This window comes from Pandoraea sp. PE-S2T-3 (assembly GCF_002179965.1).
GTDB lineage: Bacteria > Pseudomonadota > Gammaproteobacteria > Burkholderiales > Burkholderiaceae > Pandoraea.
The window spans coordinates 187,084-205,874 of the sequence record NZ_NGUQ01000037.1 but is presented as its reverse complement, the minus strand read 5'-3'; the positions used below and the strand labels follow the sequence as shown (position 1 = coordinate 205,874).

16 protein-coding genes are annotated in these 18,791 nt (G+C 63.6%); 9 read left to right on the top strand and 7 right to left on the bottom strand.

Going from position 1 to position 18,791, the window contains the following annotated elements:
• Positions 1–47: 47 nt before the first annotated feature.
• The gene (gene tig / locus CDV46_RS23225; RefSeq protein ID WP_058378340.1) at positions 48–1,388 is read right to left on the bottom strand and encodes a trigger factor; all 1,341 of its coding nucleotides are present in this window, start codon (positions 1,386–1,388) and stop codon (positions 48–50) included.
• 447 nt (positions 1,389–1,835) lie between these two features.
• Between tig and CDV46_RS23220 the strand changes: the two genes are divergently transcribed.
• The 7 genes from CDV46_RS23220 to CDV46_RS23190 all read left to right on the top strand — a co-directional run bounded on the left by CDV46_RS23220 (position 1,836) and on the right by CDV46_RS23190 (position 12,283).
• Positions 1,836–2,669 (top strand): TetR/AcrR family transcriptional regulator, encoded by an 834-nt coding sequence (locus tag CDV46_RS23220; RefSeq protein WP_249277483.1) that lies wholly within the window; start codon positions 1,836–1,838, stop codon positions 2,667–2,669.
• Between the two features lie 150 nt (positions 2,670–2,819).
• On the top strand, positions 2,820–5,330 hold the full coding sequence (locus CDV46_RS23215; protein ID WP_441339357.1) for an acyl-CoA dehydrogenase: 2,511 nt from the start codon (positions 2,820–2,822) through the stop codon (positions 5,328–5,330).
• 138 nt (positions 5,331–5,468) lie between these two features.
• Positions 5,469–6,908: a 3-oxoacyl-ACP reductase gene (locus CDV46_RS23210; protein WP_087725254.1), complete on the top strand. Its 1,440-nt coding sequence runs from the start codon at positions 5,469–5,471 to the stop codon at positions 6,906–6,908.
• Positions 6,909–6,910: 2 nt separating this feature from the next.
• A complete protein-coding gene (locus tag CDV46_RS23205; protein ID WP_254916183.1) occupies positions 6,911–8,167 on the top strand; it encodes a MaoC/PaaZ C-terminal domain-containing protein in 1,257 nt (418 codons plus the stop codon).
• Positions 8,164–9,483, top strand: coding sequence for an acetyl-CoA C-acetyltransferase (locus CDV46_RS23200; protein WP_087687891.1), 1,320 nt, complete (start codon positions 8,164–8,166; stop codon positions 9,481–9,483). Before CDV46_RS23205 ends, CDV46_RS23200 begins: the two co-directional genes overlap by 4 nt.
• A 35-nt stretch (positions 9,484–9,518) precedes the next feature.
• On the top strand, positions 9,519–11,288 hold the full coding sequence (locus CDV46_RS23195) for an AMP-binding protein (RefSeq protein ID WP_087725252.1): 1,770 nt from the start codon (positions 9,519–9,521) through the stop codon (positions 11,286–11,288).
• 104 nt (positions 11,289–11,392) lie between these two features.
• Complete coding sequence (locus tag CDV46_RS23190; protein ID WP_254916182.1) at positions 11,393–12,283, top strand: DUF1571 domain-containing protein; 891 nt, start codon at positions 11,393–11,395, stop codon at positions 12,281–12,283.
• Between the two features lie 174 nt (positions 12,284–12,457).
• On the opposite strand, the gene minE is transcribed toward CDV46_RS23190, so the two are convergent.
• The 3 genes from minE to minC are packed head-to-tail and all read right to left on the bottom strand — an operon-like array spanning position 12,458 to position 14,362.
• Positions 12,458–12,712, bottom strand: coding sequence for a cell division topological specificity factor MinE (gene minE, locus CDV46_RS23185; protein ID WP_058378334.1), 255 nt, complete (start codon positions 12,710–12,712; stop codon positions 12,458–12,460).
• Between the two features lie 11 nt (positions 12,713–12,723).
• A complete protein-coding gene (gene minD, locus CDV46_RS23180) occupies positions 12,724–13,539 on the bottom strand; it encodes a septum site-determining protein MinD (RefSeq protein ID WP_058378333.1) in 816 nt (271 codons plus the stop codon).
• A 43-nt stretch (positions 13,540–13,582) separates the two neighbouring features.
• Complete coding sequence (gene minC / locus CDV46_RS23175; RefSeq protein WP_087687893.1) at positions 13,583–14,362, bottom strand: septum site-determining protein MinC; 780 nt, start codon at positions 14,360–14,362, stop codon at positions 13,583–13,585.
• 352 nt (positions 14,363–14,714) lie between these two features.
• Between minC and CDV46_RS23170 the strand changes: the two genes are divergently transcribed.
• Positions 14,715–14,903, top strand: a complete 189-nt coding sequence (locus CDV46_RS23170) for a hypothetical protein (RefSeq protein WP_058378331.1) — start codon at positions 14,715–14,717, stop codon at positions 14,901–14,903.
• A 497-nt stretch (positions 14,904–15,400) separates the two neighbouring features.
• Here CDV46_RS23170 and CDV46_RS23165 read toward each other — a convergent pair whose 3' ends face one another.
• Complete coding sequence (locus tag CDV46_RS23165) at positions 15,401–16,192, bottom strand: SDR family NAD(P)-dependent oxidoreductase (protein ID WP_087687894.1); 792 nt, start codon at positions 16,190–16,192, stop codon at positions 15,401–15,403.
• 74 nt (positions 16,193–16,266) lie between these two features.
• Positions 16,267–16,980, bottom strand: a complete 714-nt coding sequence (locus CDV46_RS23160; protein ID WP_087687895.1) for an SDR family oxidoreductase — start codon at positions 16,978–16,980, stop codon at positions 16,267–16,269.
• A gap of 163 nt (positions 16,981–17,143) precedes the next feature.
• Here CDV46_RS23160 and CDV46_RS23155 point away from each other — a divergent pair, with 163 nt between their 5' ends.
• Positions 17,144–18,049 carry a LysR family transcriptional regulator gene (locus tag CDV46_RS23155; protein ID WP_087687896.1) on the top strand — a complete coding sequence of 302 codons (906 nt, stop codon included), beginning with the start codon at positions 17,144–17,146 and terminating at the stop codon, positions 18,047–18,049.
• A 22-nt stretch (positions 18,050–18,071) separates the two neighbouring features.
• Here the strand turns inward: CDV46_RS23155 and CDV46_RS23150 are convergent, their stop codons facing one another.
• Positions 18,072–18,668, bottom strand: a complete 597-nt coding sequence (locus CDV46_RS23150; RefSeq protein ID WP_087725250.1) for a TetR/AcrR family transcriptional regulator — start codon at positions 18,666–18,668, stop codon at positions 18,072–18,074.
• Positions 18,669–18,791: the final 123 nt, after the last annotated feature.

Genomic DNA, 18,791 nt, shown 5'->3' with positions numbered 1-18,791 from the left:
TGCGGCCTTGCGGCCGCAGCAGGTCAAACGCGATGTATCGAGGTCGATCAGTTTTGCGTGTTGCCAGCCAGCTCTTCGAAGCTGACTTGCTTGTCCGTCACCTTCGCTTTGCTCAGGACGAACTCAACAACGTTGTTCTCGACGACGAAACCTTCCATCTCCGCCATGCGCTGCTGATCGCCATAGTACCAGCGGACGACTTCTTGCGGGTCTTCGTAGCTCTTTGCGAACTCTTCGACTTCGGCCTTGATTTGTTCCGGCTTGGCTTGCAGGTCGTTTTGCTTGACCAGCTCGGCCAGAATCAGGCCCAGCTTGACGCGGCGCTCGGCTTGTTCCTTGAACATTTCAGCCGGGATCGGCACGTTGCCGGCGTTCGGCACGCCACGTTGCGCCAGATCCTGACGGGCCATCGCCACCAGACGTTCCTGATCTTGTTCGACCAGAGCGTTCGGCACGTCGAGTTCCGAGACCGAGATCAGTGCGTTCATCACTTGATCTTTAAGGAGCGCCTGCGTGCGACGCTTCACTTCGCGCGACAGGTTTTCCTTGATGTCGGCGCGCATCTTTTCGATGCTGCCGTCAGCGATGCCGAGCGACTTGGCGAACTCGGTGTCGACTTCCGGCAGATGTGCCCACTCAACCTTCTTGAGCGTCACGGTGAACGTTGCCGTCTTGCCGGCGACTTCCTTGCCGTGGTACTCGTCCGGGAACTTGAGTTCGAATTCCTTCGACTCGCCAACCTTCAGACCCAGGGTTGCCTTCTCGAACTCCGGCAGCATGCGGCCTTCGCCGAGCACGAACACGAAGTCTTCAGCCGAACCGCCAGCGAACACTTCGCCGTCGATCTTGCCGACGAAGTCGACCGTCACGCGGTCGCCTTCCTTGGCTTCCACCGTGCCGCCGTCGCCGTGAGCACCGGCTTCGCCGCGCACGTGGTAGTGCACGCGTTGCTTGCGCAGAATGTCGATCGTGCGATCGATTTCGGCTTCCGAGACGTCGGTCGTCGTGCGGTTGACTTCGGCCGTGGCCAGGTCACCGATCTTCACTTCCGGGTAGATTTCGAACGTGGCGTCGAATGCGTATTCGGTGTCGGCACCGTCAGCCTTCGGCGCGAAGCGCGGCTGGCCGGCGACGCGCAGGTCTTGCGCCTTGCTGACTTCGAAGAATTGCTGACCGACCTTGTCGCTGACGACTTCGGCTTCGACCTGACCACCGTACTGCTGGGTGACCATCTTCAGGGGCACCTTGCCCGGGCGGAAACCCGGCATGCGCACCGTCTTCGACAGCTTCTGAATGCGAGCTGCAACTTCTTTCTCGACTTCCTGCTTGGGCAGGGCGATGGTAAAGCGACGCTCGAGCTTGCCGAGGTTTTCAACAGAGATAGTCATGAGGATATTCATCCATCCAGAGGGTCGTTCTGTGTTGCGGCGAGGGAAATGCCGCAAGCGGACCCAGTCAGTTAATCAACCTTGGGCCGGAACCGGCAATGACTTGCCGGCTTCCCTCCGCCCCCGACGAATCGGGGTAGCGCCAAATGGTCTTGCACGTAAAGCGGGACATTTTAGCAAACTATTGCCACGCCTCCAGACTTTCGGCCCGAAATCGGAGAAATCGGGCAAAGCCGCCTATTTCTCCCCCGATTTCGTGCACCAAATGCGCTTCTGCGTACGCCAGCACGCCCGTCCACGGCCCAGGACTGAACATTAGAGGGCCACGCCCAGAAAAAGATCTTGGGAGATGGGCATTCCCCGCCTACGATTCAATCGAACGTTTGAATGAAACGAAAGTTCATCTAGATGACGCGGCGCTGTGTCGCGTCCCAATGGAGGTTCGTCGTGAGCCCTCGCCCGTCGGCCGGCCGACAAGCCGGTGATACCAAACTGCGCATTCTCGATGCCGCAGAAGATCTTTTCATCGAATACGGCTACGAAGCCATGTCCTTGCGCCAGATCACATCGCGCGCCGAGGTCAATCTGGCAGCCGTGAACTATCACTTCGGCAGCAAGGAAACGCTGCTCCAGGCCATGCTCTCGCGCCGGCTCGACCGGCTCAACGACGAGCGTCTCGCCCTACTCACGCGCGCCGAGTCCGCGTGGCCCGCGCCCAAGCTCACTTGCGAGCACGTGCTGGGGGCAATGTTCATCCCTGCGTTGGCCATTTCTCATCATCGCGACATCGGCGGCCCGGCGTTCCTGCGCCTGCTCGGGCGCGTCTACGCCGACCCGTCGCCGTTTATTCGCGACTATCTGCAACAGCACTACGCACCGGTCTTCGAGCGTTTCTTCGAGGCCTTCGCGCGTGCCCTGCCCGAACTGCCGCGCCAGGAATTGGGCTGGCGTCTGCATTTCGCGTTACAGGCCCTTTCCGGCGTGCTCGCCAGCAGCGACACCACACGCCTGATCGACACATTTGCCCAAGGGCAGCCGATGGGGGATCTGCAAGTGGTGGCCCGCCTGACCGCACTGATGGTTGCGGCGCTCAAGGCCCCGATGCCGGGGGAAGAACAACTGGCGAGCTTCGCTGCCGTCTTCGCGCTTGCAAAGGATGCCGACGTCACGCCGCCCCGGGAAGCCGGTCATATCGAACCCAGTGGATCCGGTGACGATGGGTCGAACGCACGTCCCGAGAACGGCCAGACGCAGAACGAAAACGACATGGCGCACCAATAACGCGCCAGATGGTCTGACAAGAAGCCGTCGCCGGCGCGCCACACACCGCGCGCCGTCAGACGGCTCAACGATGACAGCCCCCGCGCTAGCGCGCCCGCTCCGGCGGGCCCATTTCCGCAGGAAGGCCGTACCGAAAGGGAGGAAGACATGATGATCCTATGGATTCTCGCGTTTGTCGCCGGAGTGAGCGCCCTGCTCCTCTATCGTGCGCACGCATGGCAGTGGCTGATCGCCACCGTTCTCTGGGTGGGCGCCGGCGCCGTCGCCGAACTGACTAGCCCGATCGCCACCGTTATTCTGGCCGTCGTGTTCATCTTGCCGTCGCTCGTACTGAGCATCGGACCGCTGCGCCGTGCATGGGTCACCGCCCCCATGCTGGCCAAGTTCCGCACCATCATGCCGGAAATGTCGGACACCGAAAAAGATGCCATCGAAGCCGGCAGCGTCTGGTGGGATGCCGACCTGTTCTCGGGCCGCCCCGACTGGCAGAAATTCTCGGCGTTCCCTGCCCCCAAGCTTTCCTCGGAAGAACAGGCGTTCATGGACGATCAGGTCGAGCATCTGTGCGATCTGTCCAACGACTGGGAGAGCACACAGGTCTGGCAAGACCTGCCGCCTAAAGCATGGCAATACGCCAAGGAAGCCGGCTTTCTCGGCATGATCATTCCCAAGCGCTACGGCGGCCTCGAATTCTCCGCATACGCGCACTCGCAGGTCGTGATGAAACTGGCGTCGCGCTGCTCGGCGGCGGCCGTCTCGGTCATGGTGCCCAACTCGCTCGGCCCGGCAGAGCTGCTGCTCCACTACGGCACTGAAGCACAGAAGAACTACTACCTTCCGCGTCTGGCGAAGGGCGACGAAATCCCCTGCTTTGCTCTCACGAGCCCCTATGCCGGCTCAGACGCCGCAGCCATCCCCGACGTCGGCATCGTCTGTCGCGGCACGTTCGAGGGCCGCGAAACGCTCGGTTTTCGCGTGACGTGGAACAAGCGCTATATCACGCTCGGGCCGATTGCCACGGTGCTCGGCCTCGCCTTCCGCGCGCTCGACCCCGACCACCTGCTCGGCAGTGATGACGAGCCCGGCATCACCTGCGCGCTCATTCCGACGAATCATCCGGGCGTGGTCATCGGGCGCCGTCACTGGCCGCTCAACGCCGTTTTCCAGAACGGCCCGAATTCCGGCAAGGATGTGTTCATTCCGCTCGACTGGGTCATCGGCGGTCAGGCACAGGTCGGCAAGGGCTGGCGCATGCTCATGGAATGTCTTGCGGCCGGTCGCGCCATCTCGCTGCCGTCGTCCAACGTCGGCTACTCGAAGATCGCCGTGCGTGCCACGGGCGCTTACGCTGCCGTGCGCCGCCAGTTCCGCACGCCCATCGGCAAGTTCGAAGGCGTGCAGGAAGCGCTCGCACGCATGGCCGGCAATCTGTACGCGATGGACGCCGCACGCCGTATGGCCGCGCTCGCCGTCGACCTTGGCGAGAAGCCGTCCGTCATCTCGGCCATTGCGAAATACCACGTGACCGAGCGCGCGCGCAAAGTCGTCAATGACGGCATGGACGTCGTCGCGGGCAAAGGCATCTGCATGGGCCCGAACAACTTCCTTGCCCGCGCTTATCAGCAGATTCCGGTGTCGATCACTGTCGAGGGCGCCAACATCATGACGCGCTGCCTGATGATCTTCGGTCAGGGCGCCATTCGCTGCCATCCGTATGTGCTGAAGGAACTCGCCGCCGCGCAGACGCAAGACCACACTGCCGCCGTGCGCGCGTTCGACGACGCGCTGTTCGGGCACCTCACGTTCGTCACCAGCAACATCGTGCGCGGCGCGTTGCAGGGCATCACGCACGCGCGCTTCTCGGCCGTGCCCTCGGCCGCCGCACCGGAACTGCACGCCTACTACCGGGGCGCGAACCGCATGTCCACGCTGCTGGCGATTGCATCGGACGTGTCGATGGCCGTGTTGGGCGGCTCGCTCAAGCGCCGCGAGAGCATCACGGGGCGTCTGGGCGACATCCTCTCGCAATTGTTCCTGCTCACGGCAACGCTCAAGCGCTTCGAGGACGAAGGACGCCCCGAGGCCGACCTGCCGCTCGTGCACTGGGCCGCGCAGGACGCCCTCTGGCAGGCTCGCGAAGCCTTCGAGGGTGTGCTGGCGAACTACCCGTCGCGCCCTGTTGCGTGGTGGATGCGCTGGAAGCTCACGCCGCTCGGCCTGCCGTATGCCAAGCCTTCCGACGCGCTCGCGGCCAAGGTGGCCGAGCTGATGCAAACGCCGGGCGATGCCCGCGAGCGCCTGATTGCAGGCAGCTATTCGCCGCGCCCCGAGATCGATGAACTGGCCTACGGCGAGATCGTCTTCAAGATGACGCCGCAGGTCACCGTCATCGAACAACGCCTGCGCACTGCCGTCAAGGAAGGCCGCTTGCCGACGATGCCGCAGAGCCTGCCCGAGTTCGCCGAATGGGTGGAAAACGCCGCACGGCTGCAACTCATCACGGCGCAAGAGCAACGCACGCTCGCGCAATACGCGGACTACGCCGCGCGAGCCGTGGCGGTCGATGACTTCCCGGCTGACTTCGGCCGTGCTGCCGACGTGCGCCAGTCGAAACAGAATGATGATGCTGGCGAAGCGGTAGCGCACGAGGCGACGACATAGTCGCCTGCGCTTGCACGCTTGTGCAATTGCACGGTGGAACCGATGCGTCGATGCATCAACGTACCCACGTATCGACGCCTCACCGCACCAACGCCCCTCGAAAGACGCTGACCAACATCGCCAAAGGATCTTAGCGCCGTGACGACGTCCGACCGATATCTCGCCTTTGCCAACTCCGCTGTGGGCAGCAAGCTGGCCAATGCGCTGGGGCTGCCCCGCCCTGTTCCGCTTGAGCGCATGCCCGCTTACGGCGAACCCGATGCCGACGCCTCGGCGCACGCCATCTCGCCGCCGCTGACCGTTGTGGGTGGCGCGGGCGATGCGCCGTTGTTACCCACACTCGCGCGAGAGTTGCACTGGCTGGGCGTGCCGAGCCTCGCGCACGCCGATCGCCTCGACTGGATTGCGCGCGCCAATCAGGCCGGCACCATGAGCGGGCGTTTCAATCCGGCCGAGGGTGTGCGTCCGAAAGCCCTGATCTTCGACGCCAGCGCGATCGCCAGCACCGATGAACTCACCTCGCTCTACACCTTCTTCCACGACACCCTCGCCTCGCTGGATCGCTGCGCGCGCGTGCTCGTGTTCGGACTGCCACCGCATCTTGCCGCGACACCGCAAGCCAGCACCGCCCAGCGCGCGCTCGAAGGCTTCGTCCGCTCACTGGCAAAGGAACTCAAACGCGGCGCCACCGCGCAGTTGCTCTACGTCGCGCCAGCCGCCCGCGAGTCGCTGCACTCGACGCTTCGCTTCTTCCTCTCGCCTCGCGCGGCGTACGTCAGCGGCCAGGTCGCCACTTTGCAAGACCCCGTCTTCGACACGCCGCCCATGCGCGACCAGCGTCCGCTCTCGGGGCAGACCGCCGTCGTCACCGGCGCCGCGCGCGGTATCGGGGAGGCCATTGCGACCGTGCTGGCCCGCGACGGCGCGCATGTCGTGTGCGTCGACATCCCCTCCGCGCAGGAAGCCGTGAGCGCCGTCGCAACAAAGTTGGGCGGCAGTCCGCTGAGTTGCGACATCGCCGCGCCGGACGCCGCAGCCATCCTCCGGGCGCATCTGGCCGTCGTCGCCCCGGCAGGCCTCGACATCCTCGTGCACAACGCCGGCATCACGCGCGACAAAACGCTTGCCCGCATGAGCGAAGCGCAATGGCAAAGCGTGCTCGACATCAACGTCGGTGCACCGCAACGCCTGAACGCTGCGCTACTGGAAGCCGGCACGTTGCGCGAGCGGGCCCGCATTGTCGGCGTGGCGTCGATCAGCGGCATTGCGGGTAACCGGGGCCAGACGAATTACGCCGCGTCGAAGGCGGCCGTCATCGGCATGGTTGAGGCGTGGGCGCCTTTGCTTGCAGAACGGCACATGAGCATCAACGCCGTTGCGCCCGGATTTATCGAAACCCAGATGACCGCCGCCGTACCGTTCGCAATTCGCGAAGCCGGCCGGCGTATGAATTCGCTGGGGCAAGGCGGTCAGCCGGTCGACGTTGCCGAGACCATCGCGTGGCTGGCCCATCCGGCATCGGGGGCGCTGACCGGACAGGTCGTGCGCGTGTGTGGCCAAAGTCTGCTGGGAGCGTGACCATGCCGGACGACCATTTGTCATCGCAAGACGCGGTAGCTACGGCGGATATCCCCGCCGAGTCGGCCACTTCATCACGTGCGCAGGCAGGCAGCGGTGCCGGCGGCACCCCGCCTGACGCTTCCGCTGCGCGCGTCGGGGCGTCCCCCGGCCATGGCTCGCCGTCACAAATCACGCCGGCGACGCTGTGGTCCGCCATCTGGCCCGACACGCCGCCTGCGCGGGAGGTCCGCCACGTCACCCGCCCGCCGTCGCCGCTGATGCTCTATCTGCGCGCGCTGGGCTCGTCGCGAAAGCCCGCCCGCCCACAACCGATGCCGTCGATTGCCTTCGAGCGCCGCGATGTGCGGCTCGACGCCGACGACATCGCGCGCTACGCGAGCCTCTGCGGGTTTTCGCCCGCACACGGCGTGCCGCCCACGTGGCCGCATCTGCTCGCGTTCGCCCAGCACATGCTGCTGATGACCGACCGCGCGTTTCCGTTCGCCATGCTCGGCATGGTGCATCTGGCGAACCACAACCGTCAGTTCGCCCGCCTGTCGGTCGGCGATCGTCTCGATCTGCACGTGCAGTGCGGCGCGCTGTACGCGCACGATAAGGGCCAGGTGTTCACGGTGCTGACGACCGCGCGCCGCGACGGCAATATTGTCTGGACGGGCGAAAGCCTCTACCTGCGCACCGGCGTCAAAGACCCGCTCGGTGCACCGTATCGAAGCGAACTCCGCGCAGATGCGACGCTGGTGACTTCTGAGAAGTTTTTGGCGCCTGCTGATCTCGGCCGCCGCTACGCGCGAGTCTCCGGCGACTACAACCCGATTCACCTGTGGCCGCTGACCGCGAAACTGTTCGGCTTCGAGCGACCGATCATCCACGGCATGTGGAGTTTTGCGCGCTCGCTCGCCACCGTATTGCCCGCGCAGGCAGGCGACCAACTCGACCTGCTGGTGGAGTTCAAGACACCCTTGCGGCTGCCCGGTGAAGCCACGCTCTGGCGTGAGCGCAGCACCGCCACCAAATGGGTCAGCGCGCTCGATACGCCCCACTCGGCGGGCAATGTGTTCGAACTGCGCGACGCCACCGGCACCGTGCCGCATCTACGCGGACGCTGGCAGTCGTTCGACGCGGCACCCACGACAGCACACACAGAGAGCACAACGGACGCAGCGGAAGCAGCAGACGCAGCAGACGCATCAAACACCGCCGCCACCAGCCTTCCCCCGACTTCCCCGACCGCATCGCTAACCCCGGACCGTTCATGAGCGCCTTCAAACCCACCGCGCCTGCCCCTGCCTTGCGCCGCGTCGCGATTCTCGGCGGCAACCGCATCCCGTTTGCGCGTTCGAACACTGCGTACGCGACCGCCTCGAATCAGGACATGCTCACCGCTGCCATTCAGGGCCTCGTCGACCGCTTCTCGCTGCATGGCCAAACGCTTGGCGAAGTGGCCGCCGGCGCCGTGCTCAAGCACGCCCGCGACTTCAACCTGACGCGCGAATCGGTACTCTCCACCACGCTTGCGCCACAAACCCCGGCCTACGACGTGCAGCAAGCCTGCGGCACCGGGCTGGAGACAGCGATCCTCACCGGCAACAAGATCGCGCTGGGTCAGATCGACGTGGCCATTGCGGGCGGCGTCGATACCGCGTCGGACGCCCCCATCGGCGTGAACGAGCAGCTGCGCAAGATTCTGCTGGAAGCAAATCGTCAGCGCAGCACCGGCGGCAAGCTCGGGGCATTTGCCAAAGTGCGCCCGGGCATGTTGTTCAGCCCCTCGCTGCCTCGCAACGGCGAGCCGCGCACGGGCCTGTCGATGGGTGAACACTGCGAGTTGATGGCAAAACGCTGGCAGATCGAACGCGCGGCGCAGGACGCGCTCACGCTGGCGAGCCATGAGCATCTGGCCGAGGCGTACGAACGCGGCTTCTTCCTCGATCTGATGACGCCGTTCCGCAACTTGCAACGCGACAACAATCTGCGTCCCGACCTGACGCTGGAAAAACTCGAAAGCCTCAAGCCGGTCTTCGACCGCAGCGCGACAGGCACGCTGACCGCCGGCAACTCCACGCCACTCACCGATGGCGCGTCATGCGTGCTGCTGGCCAGTGAAGATTGGGCGCGCGCACACGACATTCCGGTACTCGCCTATCTCACGTATTCGCAAACCGCCGCCGTCGACTTCTTCAACCCCGACGAAAGCCAACGCGAAGGCCTGCTGATGGCCCCGGCCTATGCCGTCCCGCGCATGCTGGCGCAAGCCGGACTCACGCTTCAGGACTTCGATTTCTACGAGATTCACGAAGCCTTCGCCGCGCAGGTGCTCTGCACCCTCAAGGCGTGGGAAGACCCGCAGTACTGCCGCGACAAGCTCGGCCTCGCAGCGCCGCTCGGCAGCATCGACCGTCAGCGGCTCAACGTGAATGGCAGTTCGCTCGCCTGCGGCCATCCGTTTGCGGCAACCGGCGGACGCATTCTGGCTACGCTCGCCAAGCTGCTCGCGCAGCGCGGTGGCGGGCGCGGGTTGATTTCGATCTGTGCCGCCGGCGGTCAGGGCGTGGTCGCGATTCTGGAGCGCTGAGCGAGGTAGGAGACAACCTCTGGGAGGAGGAGACGATGGACCAAGCTGTGCAACAAGACCGCGAAGACCGCGTGTGGCTGAACACCTATCCGGCAGGCGTACCGGCGGAAATCGATGTCACGCGCTACGAATCGCTCGTGCAGGCTTTCGACGAGTGGATCGGCAAGTACCGTGAACGCGCCGCGTTCGTGAGCCTCGGCAGCGACATCACCTATGCACAGGTGGAAAAGCAGGCGCGTGCGTTTGCCGCGTGGCTGCAATCGCGAGGCGTGCGCAAGGGCGACCGTGTGGCGCTGATGATGCCCAACTGCCTCCAGTACCCGATCTGCCTGTTCGGCACGCTGATCGCCGGTGCCGTCGTCGTGAACGTCAACCCGCTTTACACCGTGCGCGAACTCTCGCACCAATTGCGCGACAGCGGTGCGCGCACGATTGTGGTGTTCGAGAATTTCGCGAAGACGTTGCAGGCATCACTCCCCGGCTCTGAAGTGCGCGATGTCGTCATCACGCAGATCGGCGACCTGCTCGGCGAGGGGCTGAATGCCAAGGGCCGCCTCGTGAACTTCATCATGCGGCGCGTGGCGAAACAAGTGCCGCCGTACGATCTGCCGCAAGCCATCTCCCTCAAGCATGCACTGGCCGAAGGCGCCAAGGCACGCACCGCACAGCAACTCTCCCCGGTGCCGCTGACCCGCGACGATCTGGCCTTTCTGCAATACACCGGAGGCACGACCGGGCTCGCGAAAGGCGCGATGCTCACGCACGGCAACGTGCTCGCCAACCTGCTGCAAGCCGAAGCGTGGATTGCCGATCAGCTCACCGACGAGATTGAGACGAACCTGTCGCTGCTGCCGATGTATCACATCTTTTCGCTGACCGTGAACTGCCTGATGTTCATGAGTCTGGGCGGACGCAACATCCTGATTGCCAACCCGCGCGATGTGAAGAAGGTTGTGTACATCATTCGCAACGAGACGTTTTCCGGCGTGGCGGGCGTCAACACGCTGTTCAACGGACTGCTCGAAGACGAAGGATTCCGCGCCCGCGATTTCTCAAAGCTCAAGCTCTCGCTCGCGGGCGGCATGGCGACACAACGCGCGATTGCCGAGCGCTGGAAGCAGGTCACCGGCAAGCCGATCATCGAGGGCTACGGCCTTACGGAATGCTCGCCGATCGTCACGATGAATCCGATCGATCTCGCCCACATCGATGACATGGAATTCTCCGGTTCCATCGGCCTGCCTGCACCGTCGACCGACGTACGCTTCAAACGCGACGACGGCACGTGGGCCGATCTCGGCGAGCCGGGGGAGCTTTGCGTGCGCGGGCCGCAGGTCATGCGCGGCTACTGGCAGCGTCCCGAAGATACGGCGAAGACCTTCGACGCCGACGGCTGGCTGCTGACCGGCGATATCGGCGTGATGGACGCGAACGGGTTCGTGCGGCTCATCGATCGCAAGAAAGACATGATTCTCGTCTCGGGCTTCAACGTCTATCCCAACGAGATCGAGGACGTCGTGGCGCTGCACCCCGGCGTGCGTGAAGCCGCCGTCGTCGGCGTGCCCGACCCGGTGGCCGGCGAGCGCGTGAAGCTCGTCGTGGTCGCCAAGGACTCTCAACTCACGGCCGAGGCACTGCTCGCCCACTGCCGCGAGCACCTGACCGCTTACAAGGTGCCGCGCATCGTTGAATTCCGTCAGGGCGAACTGCCCAAGACGACCGTCGGCAAGATCCTGCGGCGCGAACTGCGCGAGCCAGGACCGGCCGAGGCCACGCCTGCGGCGCCCCCACCCCCGCACGCATGACCGGTGTCGCGCGGCGCGTCACGCAGGCAACCCCTGCGTGCGCCGCGCGGCCTGCCCTGTGTCATCTCGGCACAGGCTACCGTCGATTCAGGGAGACAAAACCCATGTCCACGTTTCACGCCCCCCGCTTGCGGCTGGGCACTGCCCTCGCACCGCTTGCGGTTGCCATTGGCATGCTCACCGCGCCCCACATCAACGCACAGACCAGCGATGCGGACGTCGCCAAACTCGCCGCGATGCCCGTCGCACAGCAAACGCAATGGCTCTCGCAAACCATCAAGAGCGGCGAACTCGCGAAGATGAGCGACGACGCCATCGTCGCCGGCATGCAGGCGCTCAACCCCGAAGCCCTCGTGCGCTTTCTCAAAGCCGAGTCGGCCGCGATGCCCGAGTACCAATACGAGCTGACGCGACACGAACGCATCAACAACCAATGGCAAACCACGCCCGACCGCATGCTCGTGAAAATTCGCGAGAAGCCCTTGCAGATCTATACCAAGTGGCTGCCTGACGGTGCCCACAGCGGTCAGGAAATCATCTACGACGAGAACAAAAATCCCAAAGAGATGTACGGCCATCTGGGCGGCATTCTCGGATTCACGTCGATCTGGAGCAGCATTGACGGCACACTGGCGCGCTCGCAGTCGAATCACACCGTGCGCGATCTCGGCTTCGGCTTCATCGCGGAGCAGATTGCGCATGATGGCCGCAGCTTCCGCGCCGCAGGGCTGCCGGAGAAGCCCGCCAGAATTTCGGTATCCGAAGTGAATGGCGTGCGCATGCTGGCACTGGAATGGGATGCCCCGTCCGGGCCGCCGCAACACTATGCCAACAAGTCGCGTGTACTCATCGATCTGAAGACGGGGCGCCCGCGCGGCATCGAGGCGTGGGATGCCGCAGGGCAGAAAACGGAGGAAATGCGCTTCGAGAAAGTGCGCAAGGAACAATGGACTGACGCCACCTTCGATCCGAAGAACCCGGACTACAAGTTCTGACCGGGCTGACTGGCCTCGGCCGATACGCGGAAGTCTCGACACACTAACGCGCAAACGCGCAAGCAACGACGAAAGCCCGCCACCCTGCGATAGGGTGGCGGGCTTTCGCTTATCCGGCGATCAGCGGCCCGAGGGCCGCGGGTCAGTGCGTGAGAACCGAAAAACGGCGGACGCTCAGGTCTGCGGCAGTTCGATCTTCACTTCGAGCACTTCCAGGTTGTCCTGGTGCTCGACGCTGACTTTGATGTCGTCTTGGGCGATCTTGACGTACTTGGAGATGACGGCAACCAACTCACGTTGCAGCGCCGGCAGATAATCTGCCGGCGGCGACGAGCCCGAGCGTTCGTGCGCCAGAATAATCTGAAGGCGCTCTTTAGCGACGGAAGCGGTCTTTTTCTTCTCCCCCAGGAGGAAAGACAGGAAGGACATGGGCGCGCTCCTTACTTCGAGCCGAAAATACGCTGCAACAGCCCCGGCTTTTGATAGTCGGTAAAGCGCATGGGCTTGTCTTCGCCCTTGAATCGGCTCACCACGTCGCGATAGGCGTCGGCCACGTCAGTGCCTTCCAGATGGATGGCAGGCGTACCCTGGTTCGACGCGTGCAGTACCGATTCCGACTCCGGAATCACGCCGATCAGCTTGATACGCAGAATTTCCTGAATATCTTCCAGCGACAGCATCTGGCCGTCGCTCACGCGCTTGGGGTTGTAGCGGGTAATCAGCAGGTGCTCCTTGATCGGCTCGCCGCCTTCGATGGCCCGTTTCGTCTTCGACGACAGGATGCCCAGAATGCGGTCCGAATCGCGAACCGACGACACTTCCGGGTTGGTCACCACCAGCGCTTCGTCAGCGAAGTGCATGGCGAGCAGTGCGCCCGATTCGATACCGGCCGGCGAATCGCACACAATGTACTCGAAGCCCATGTCGGTGAGGTCCTTGATGACCTTCTCGACGCCTTCTTGCGTGAGTGCATCCTTATCGCGCGTTTGCGAGGCGGGGAGGATGAACAGGTTCTCGGTCGCCTTGTCCTTGATGAGAGCCTGGTTGAGGTTTGCTTCGCCCTGAATCACATTGATCAGGTCATACACCACGCGGCGCTCGCAACCCATGATGAGATCGAGATTGCGCAGGCCGACGTCGAAATCGATGACTGCCGTCTTGTGCCCCTGCAAGGCGAGGCCGGCGGAAAAGCTGGCGCTGGTTGTCGTCTTGCCGACACCACCCTTGCCAGAGGTCACCACAATCACTTTTGCCATCTGTCGATGCCTTCCCAAACTTGAGGATGAAATTAGCTACGAATCATTTGAGCCCGAGGGGCTCGAAAATCAGTTTGTCGTCTACCAGCCGCACCTGCACCGAGCGCCCCTGAACATCGGGCGGCAGTGCATGTTCGCCGGTACGGTAAATACCGGCGATGGAAATCAGCTCAGGCTCCAGACAGGTACAGAAGATGCGCGCATCAAGCTTGCCCTTCACCCCGGCCAGCGCCCGCCCCCGAAGCGGCGCGTAAATGTGAATATTACCTTCGGCGATCACCTCGGCCCCATAACTGACCAGATCGAGCAAAATCAGATCGCCCTTTGCGTAGACCTGCTGGCCCGAACGCAACGGCTTGTCGATGATGGTCGAGGGGATTGCGGAAGGCTCCGGCAACGTCGCATTTGCCGCATTCGCAACGGCGTGGGCCGCAGCCGCAGACGTCGCGGCGTCGCCGGAAGTCTCGCCCGCCGCGTCGGTCTCGCGCCCATTGCGCGGGGCACGGCGCTCATGACTGTCCAGGCGCGGCAGGCCATCCACCACAGCCCAGTCGGCCTGGTCGGCATTGGCCACCACGCCGATCGGCTTCATCCGGAATTCCGCCAGCATTTCAGCCAGCGCAGGGACGGCGACTCGCTCGGCCCCGGTCAGACGCCGCACGTCGATCGCGACGGTGTCTCCCGCGAAGAACTCCGGGGTGGCTTCGAAACGTTGCGCCAATTCGGTGCGCAGCGTATCCAGTTGCGGCGTCTTGACAACGAAATGCAGGGTATCCACGGCACCGCTGCGTAACTCGAAGTACGGCGTTTTCTTTTGCGGCATGTCAGGTCGATGAGCGCGTTGCTGGCAGCGTGTTGCTGGCAAATTGGGCCATTCTACCGTCCCTCGGCCCCAAGCAAACTCAAAATAAGCGGGCGAACCCCGCGATTTGCGCTGTTTTGGTCACTATTGCACCGCAGCAAATCAATGCATTTTGAATACGCTATTGACGTATTGAATGACACACCAGTGTCATCCTGAACGCCTATGCTGGCGGTGGGAAAGTCCACCAAAAGAAATGCTGCATAGCAGCATCGAAAGTGCGAATTCTGTCGCGCAAGTGCCATATTCGTGACCTATCCTTAAAGTCCCTTGAGTTGGGACCCCTGTTGAAACCGTAAACCGGGAGACGAAGATGCTGAGTCATCATGAATTTGCCACCCTGATGTTGGTCAAGGACGCTCCGGAGCAAGTGGAGCTTGACCGCCCGGACCTCGAATCGTTGCTTGATAGCAAACTGATCGAATGGGAAGAGTTGGCGCCGGGTGTGAAGTCCCCGCGCCTCACTGTCCAGGGCAAGTACGTCCTTCAGGCCGTTGCCTGAGCGTCCAGCCAGAAATTAAGGTGTCTAGCAACAGAAAGCCCGCCGAAAGGCGGGCTTTTTATTTGGGTGACATCTGGCGGCTGGTTCCATGCCGCCAGTCAGACGGGTGAATCAACCGTGCCGGATATCACGACGATGACGTCGCCAAGTGGTGTGCCGCGCAGCCGGATGCTCACGGCACCAGTTACGGTCCGCGAGCCAGGCGACGGCAACGCCGACGACCAGCACAATCACCAACATTGCAATCAGGCTCCCTGTAAGCATCGCGGCCTCCTTACTTCGTAATGGCGGGATGGCACGCTTTCATTCTAGGCAATCTCTATCGGGATAGGTACCCAAATGTGATTCGGGTATACCGCTCTCGAGTGCCACAGGGAAATCTGCCGGAGATCCCCCGGCACCATGCAACGTCTTTGCGGCAGCGCAGCAGCACGTCGTCTGGCCGCTGCCTGACGCGAGCCTGACTGCCGCCTGTCCTGTGCATTCCTACGAATGCATTAGAGCGAATCTACGACACCGCCATCGACACGCAGCGCAGCCCCCGTGGTGGCCGATGCCTGCGGCGATGCAACATACACCACCATGTTCGCCACCTCGGTGGTGCTGGCCGCGCGGCCGATGATCGAACTGGGCCGATGTTCCTGCACGAAGGCTGCGGCCGCCTGCGCCATGTCGGCATCGGCGGGCACGCCGGCCTGATGCAGCATCTCCGCCATGCCATCGGAGAGCGTCGGCCCCGGCAGCACCGCGTTGACCGTCACCCCGGTGCCCCGCATGCGTTTGGCCAGCCCTCGCGACACGGCCAGTTGTGCGGTTTTGGTCATGCCGTAGTGAATCATGTCCTCGGGAATATTCAGTGCGGATTCCGACGAAATAAAGATGACACGCCCCCACTCACGCGATGCCATGCCCGGCAGATAGGCCCGGGAGAGTCGCACTCCCGAGAGCACATTGACGTCATAAAAACGGGTCCAGTCGGCGTCCGGAATCTCGAAGAAGTCCTGCGGCCCGAAGATACCGGCGTTGTTCACGAGGATATCCACGTCGGGCACCTCGGCGACCAGCGCATCGCAGCCACTCGCCGTCGCGAGATCGGCGGCGACACCGCGCACCTGCGCACCGGGCACGGCCTCGCGTAGTTTCGCGACTGCGGCGTCGACGCCCGCTTTCGAGCGGCCATTGACGATCGTCGTCGCACCGGCAGCGGCCAGCCCTTGTGCAATCGCGAACCCGATGCCCGCCGTCGACGCCGTCACCAGCGCCACCTTTTCTTTCAGATCGATATGCATGTCCGAGACTCCAGAGATTTTTCGTTAGGACAACTTGTTAAGCGACGCTGCGCTTGCACCATCACGCGATCACGTCAGGCAATCGCGCCACCCGCATCGATGAGTACCGTCGAACCGGTCGCGCTGGGCGTACCGGCGAGATACAGAATGCTGTTGGCCACGTCCTCCGCGGCGACCACACGGCGTGCCGGCAGCCGTTGTGCCGCACTGGCGTACATCGCCTCGCGATCCGCTTCCGGCAGCTTGTTCCACAACGGCGTCGCCGTCAGCCCGGGCGAGACGGTGTTCACGCGCACCGGCGAGAGTTCGAGCGCGAGGCCTCGCCCCAGCGCCTCGACGGCCGCATTGATCGCGCCCTGCACGACCGACGACGTGCTCGGGCGCACGCTCAGATAACCGGACGTCAGCGTGAGTGAGCCGCCGTCCCCGATCTTGGCAAAGCGGGCGACGTGAAAAGTGCCCCAGAACTTACTGTCGAACGCGGCGTGCGCATCGGCGAGCGAGAGCTTTCGCACGGCGCCGGTCGGCGTCTGCGCGGCCGAGATCACCACGTGCTGCCACGGCGCGTGATCGGCGAAAAACTGTTCAACGGCCGCCGCATCCCCCGTATCGAGCACCACCGCTCGTGCTGTGGTGCCGATGGTCGCCAACGCTTCGTCGAGCTTGGCCTGATTGCGCGACGCGATCGTGACCGCCGCGCCCGCCTTCGCAAACGCTTGTGCCGCCGCGCGGCCAATACCGGAACTACCGCCAATCACCAGCACGCGCTGGCCTTCGAAATTGAACATGCCGAATCTCCCGAGAATGGAAAAGGACGAAGCAAAGCATGCGTCTGCGCCGGCCTTGGCCTGTCACGCGACGTCATGGACGCATTGTCGTCCTCATTCCAAAAGAAGATAATCCCCGGGAAAACTGAATGACTCTCTTCAAATAATTGAGAATATGCCGCCGATGATCGATCAGACGCTGGACCTCACCTTGTTCGACCGCATCGTCGCGACGGGCAGCATGTCGGCCGCCGCACGCGAGTTGGGTCTCTCCTTGGCCGTCGTGAGCAAACGGCTCGGCTTGCTTGAGCAGCGCCTCGGCGTGCGTCTGCTGAACCGGACGACGCGACGGCAGGCCCTGACCGAGGAAGGTCAGGTCTTCCATGCGTGCTGCCAGCGGATATTGGGAGAGATTGCGGAAACCGAGCGGTTGATGACACGGCAGGCGGGCACCGTGGGCGGCGTCTTGCGCATCAGCGCACCACGCGCGTTCGGGCGGCGGCATCTCGCGGCACTACTGGTAGCGTTTCGCGAGCGCCATCCCGATCTGAAGGTGCATCTGGAATTGAGCGATCTCTGGGTTGATCTCGTCGCGCACGGCATCGACGTGGCCATTCGCGTGGGCACCCTGCCCGACTCCAGTCTTGTCGCGCAGGAGCTTGCCCCGAACTACCGGGTGCTGGTCGCCTCTCCCGAGTATCTGGCGCGGCGCGGTACGCCGCGTGAAGTGGGCGACTTGCAGCAACACGACTGCATCCTGTTCGGTAATGCAGCGCATGGCGACTGGCGGTTTGTGTGGGCGTCGGAAACGCTGCGGGTGCAGGTGCAGAACACCTATGTGGTCGATGACGGCGACACGGCGCACGAGTTGGCGCTGCACGGTGCCGGCATCGCACAGAAATCGATCTGGGATGTGGGCGACGACATCAACGCGGGCCGGCTCGTGCGCGTGCTGCCTGCGCTGCCGATTCCCGCCTCGCCGTTGCACGCGGTGTATCCGCACAGCCGTCATCTGGCCCCGCGCACCCGGGCGTTCGTCGACTTCCTGCGTGATCGCCTGCGAGCGGCGTGGCGTTGGCCGCCGCATTGACACGGACTGCGCGCACGCCGCCTCAAGCGCCCTTCGCTCGCCCTGTCAATGCCTGACGTCCGGCCGCCAGCAACGCTTCCGAGAGCACCGGATCCGCGCCTGCGACGGCCCGAGACAGCACCAGCGTGCCGACCATCTGCGAGAAGCGCGCCATCGCGGCTTGTGCAGCGTCTTGCTCGGTCATTCCCTGCGCCAGAGCAGCGCCGGTCAGCGTGCCGATGACATCGGCGAGCCCTTGTGCATAGCAGGCTTGCGCTTCCGGGCCGATGCGAGGCGCATCGCCCGCAAATCCTGCCATCGCACAACCGCACGCCACGTCGTCGCGATGCGCGGGGGACAAATAGCGCTCGACGCGCTCTTCCGGCGACATCGCCGCTTGCAACGCCACGTCGCCACCGGCGAGCACCCCGCCCGTCCCCTCGACCGCCCGCGCCAGCACGGCAGCCACCAGCGCGTCCTTCGACTTGAAGTGGTTGTAAAACCCGCCCTGTGTGAAGCCTGCTTCCTTCATCAGTGCGGTCAGGCCGACCGCATCGACACCATGTTCACGAAACAGCCGCTCGGCGGCGGCGACAATGGCCTCGCGGTTCTCCGCGGCCTTTTCTCTCGAAATTCCCATATTGGCTCCTGCGACGCACGACCCACGTCGAACCCGCTAAGGTGGCGACACCGGATCAGCGACATCGCATCAATTGACGCGATCGAAAAAGACAATGTTGATCACCATTGACAAAGTGACGTG

Bases quoted from the DNA above. Each gene is read 5' to 3' on its own strand.
- tig (WP_058378340.1), bottom strand. From the start codon at position 1,388: ATGACTATCTCTGTTGAAAACCTCGGCAAGCTCGAGCGTCGCTTTACC.
- CDV46_RS23215 (WP_441339357.1), top strand. From the start codon at position 2,820: ATGATCCTATGGATTCTCGCGTTTGTCGCCGGAGTGAGCGCCCTGCTC.
- CDV46_RS23205 (WP_254916183.1), top strand. From the start codon at position 6,911: ATGCCGGACGACCATTTGTCATCGCAAGACGCGGTAGCTACGGCGGAT.
- CDV46_RS23200 (WP_087687891.1), top strand. From the start codon at position 8,164: ATGAGCGCCTTCAAACCCACCGCGCCTGCCCCTGCCTTGCGCCGCGTC.
- CDV46_RS23195 (WP_087725252.1), top strand. From the start codon at position 9,519: ATGGACCAAGCTGTGCAACAAGACCGCGAAGACCGCGTGTGGCTGAAC.
- CDV46_RS23190 (WP_254916182.1), top strand. From the start codon at position 11,393: ATGTCCACGTTTCACGCCCCCCGCTTGCGGCTGGGCACTGCCCTCGCA.
- minE (WP_058378334.1), bottom strand. From the start codon at position 12,712: ATGTCCTTCCTGTCTTTCCTCCTGGGGGAGAAGAAAAAGACCGCTTCC.
- minD (WP_058378333.1), bottom strand. From the start codon at position 13,539: ATGGCAAAAGTGATTGTGGTGACCTCTGGCAAGGGTGGTGTCGGCAAG.
- minC (WP_087687893.1), bottom strand. From the start codon at position 14,362: ATGCCGCAAAAGAAAACGCCGTACTTCGAGTTACGCAGCGGTGCCGTG.
- CDV46_RS23170 (WP_058378331.1), top strand. From the start codon at position 14,715: ATGCTGAGTCATCATGAATTTGCCACCCTGATGTTGGTCAAGGACGCT.
- CDV46_RS23165 (WP_087687894.1), bottom strand. From the start codon at position 16,192: ATGCATATCGATCTGAAAGAAAAGGTGGCGCTGGTGACGGCGTCGACG.
- CDV46_RS23160 (WP_087687895.1), bottom strand. From the start codon at position 16,980: ATGTTCAATTTCGAAGGCCAGCGCGTGCTGGTGATTGGCGGTAGTTCC.
- CDV46_RS23155 (WP_087687896.1), top strand. From the start codon at position 17,144: ATGATCGATCAGACGCTGGACCTCACCTTGTTCGACCGCATCGTCGCG.
- CDV46_RS23150 (WP_087725250.1), bottom strand. From the start codon at position 18,668: ATGGGAATTTCGAGAGAAAAGGCCGCGGAGAACCGCGAGGCCATTGTC.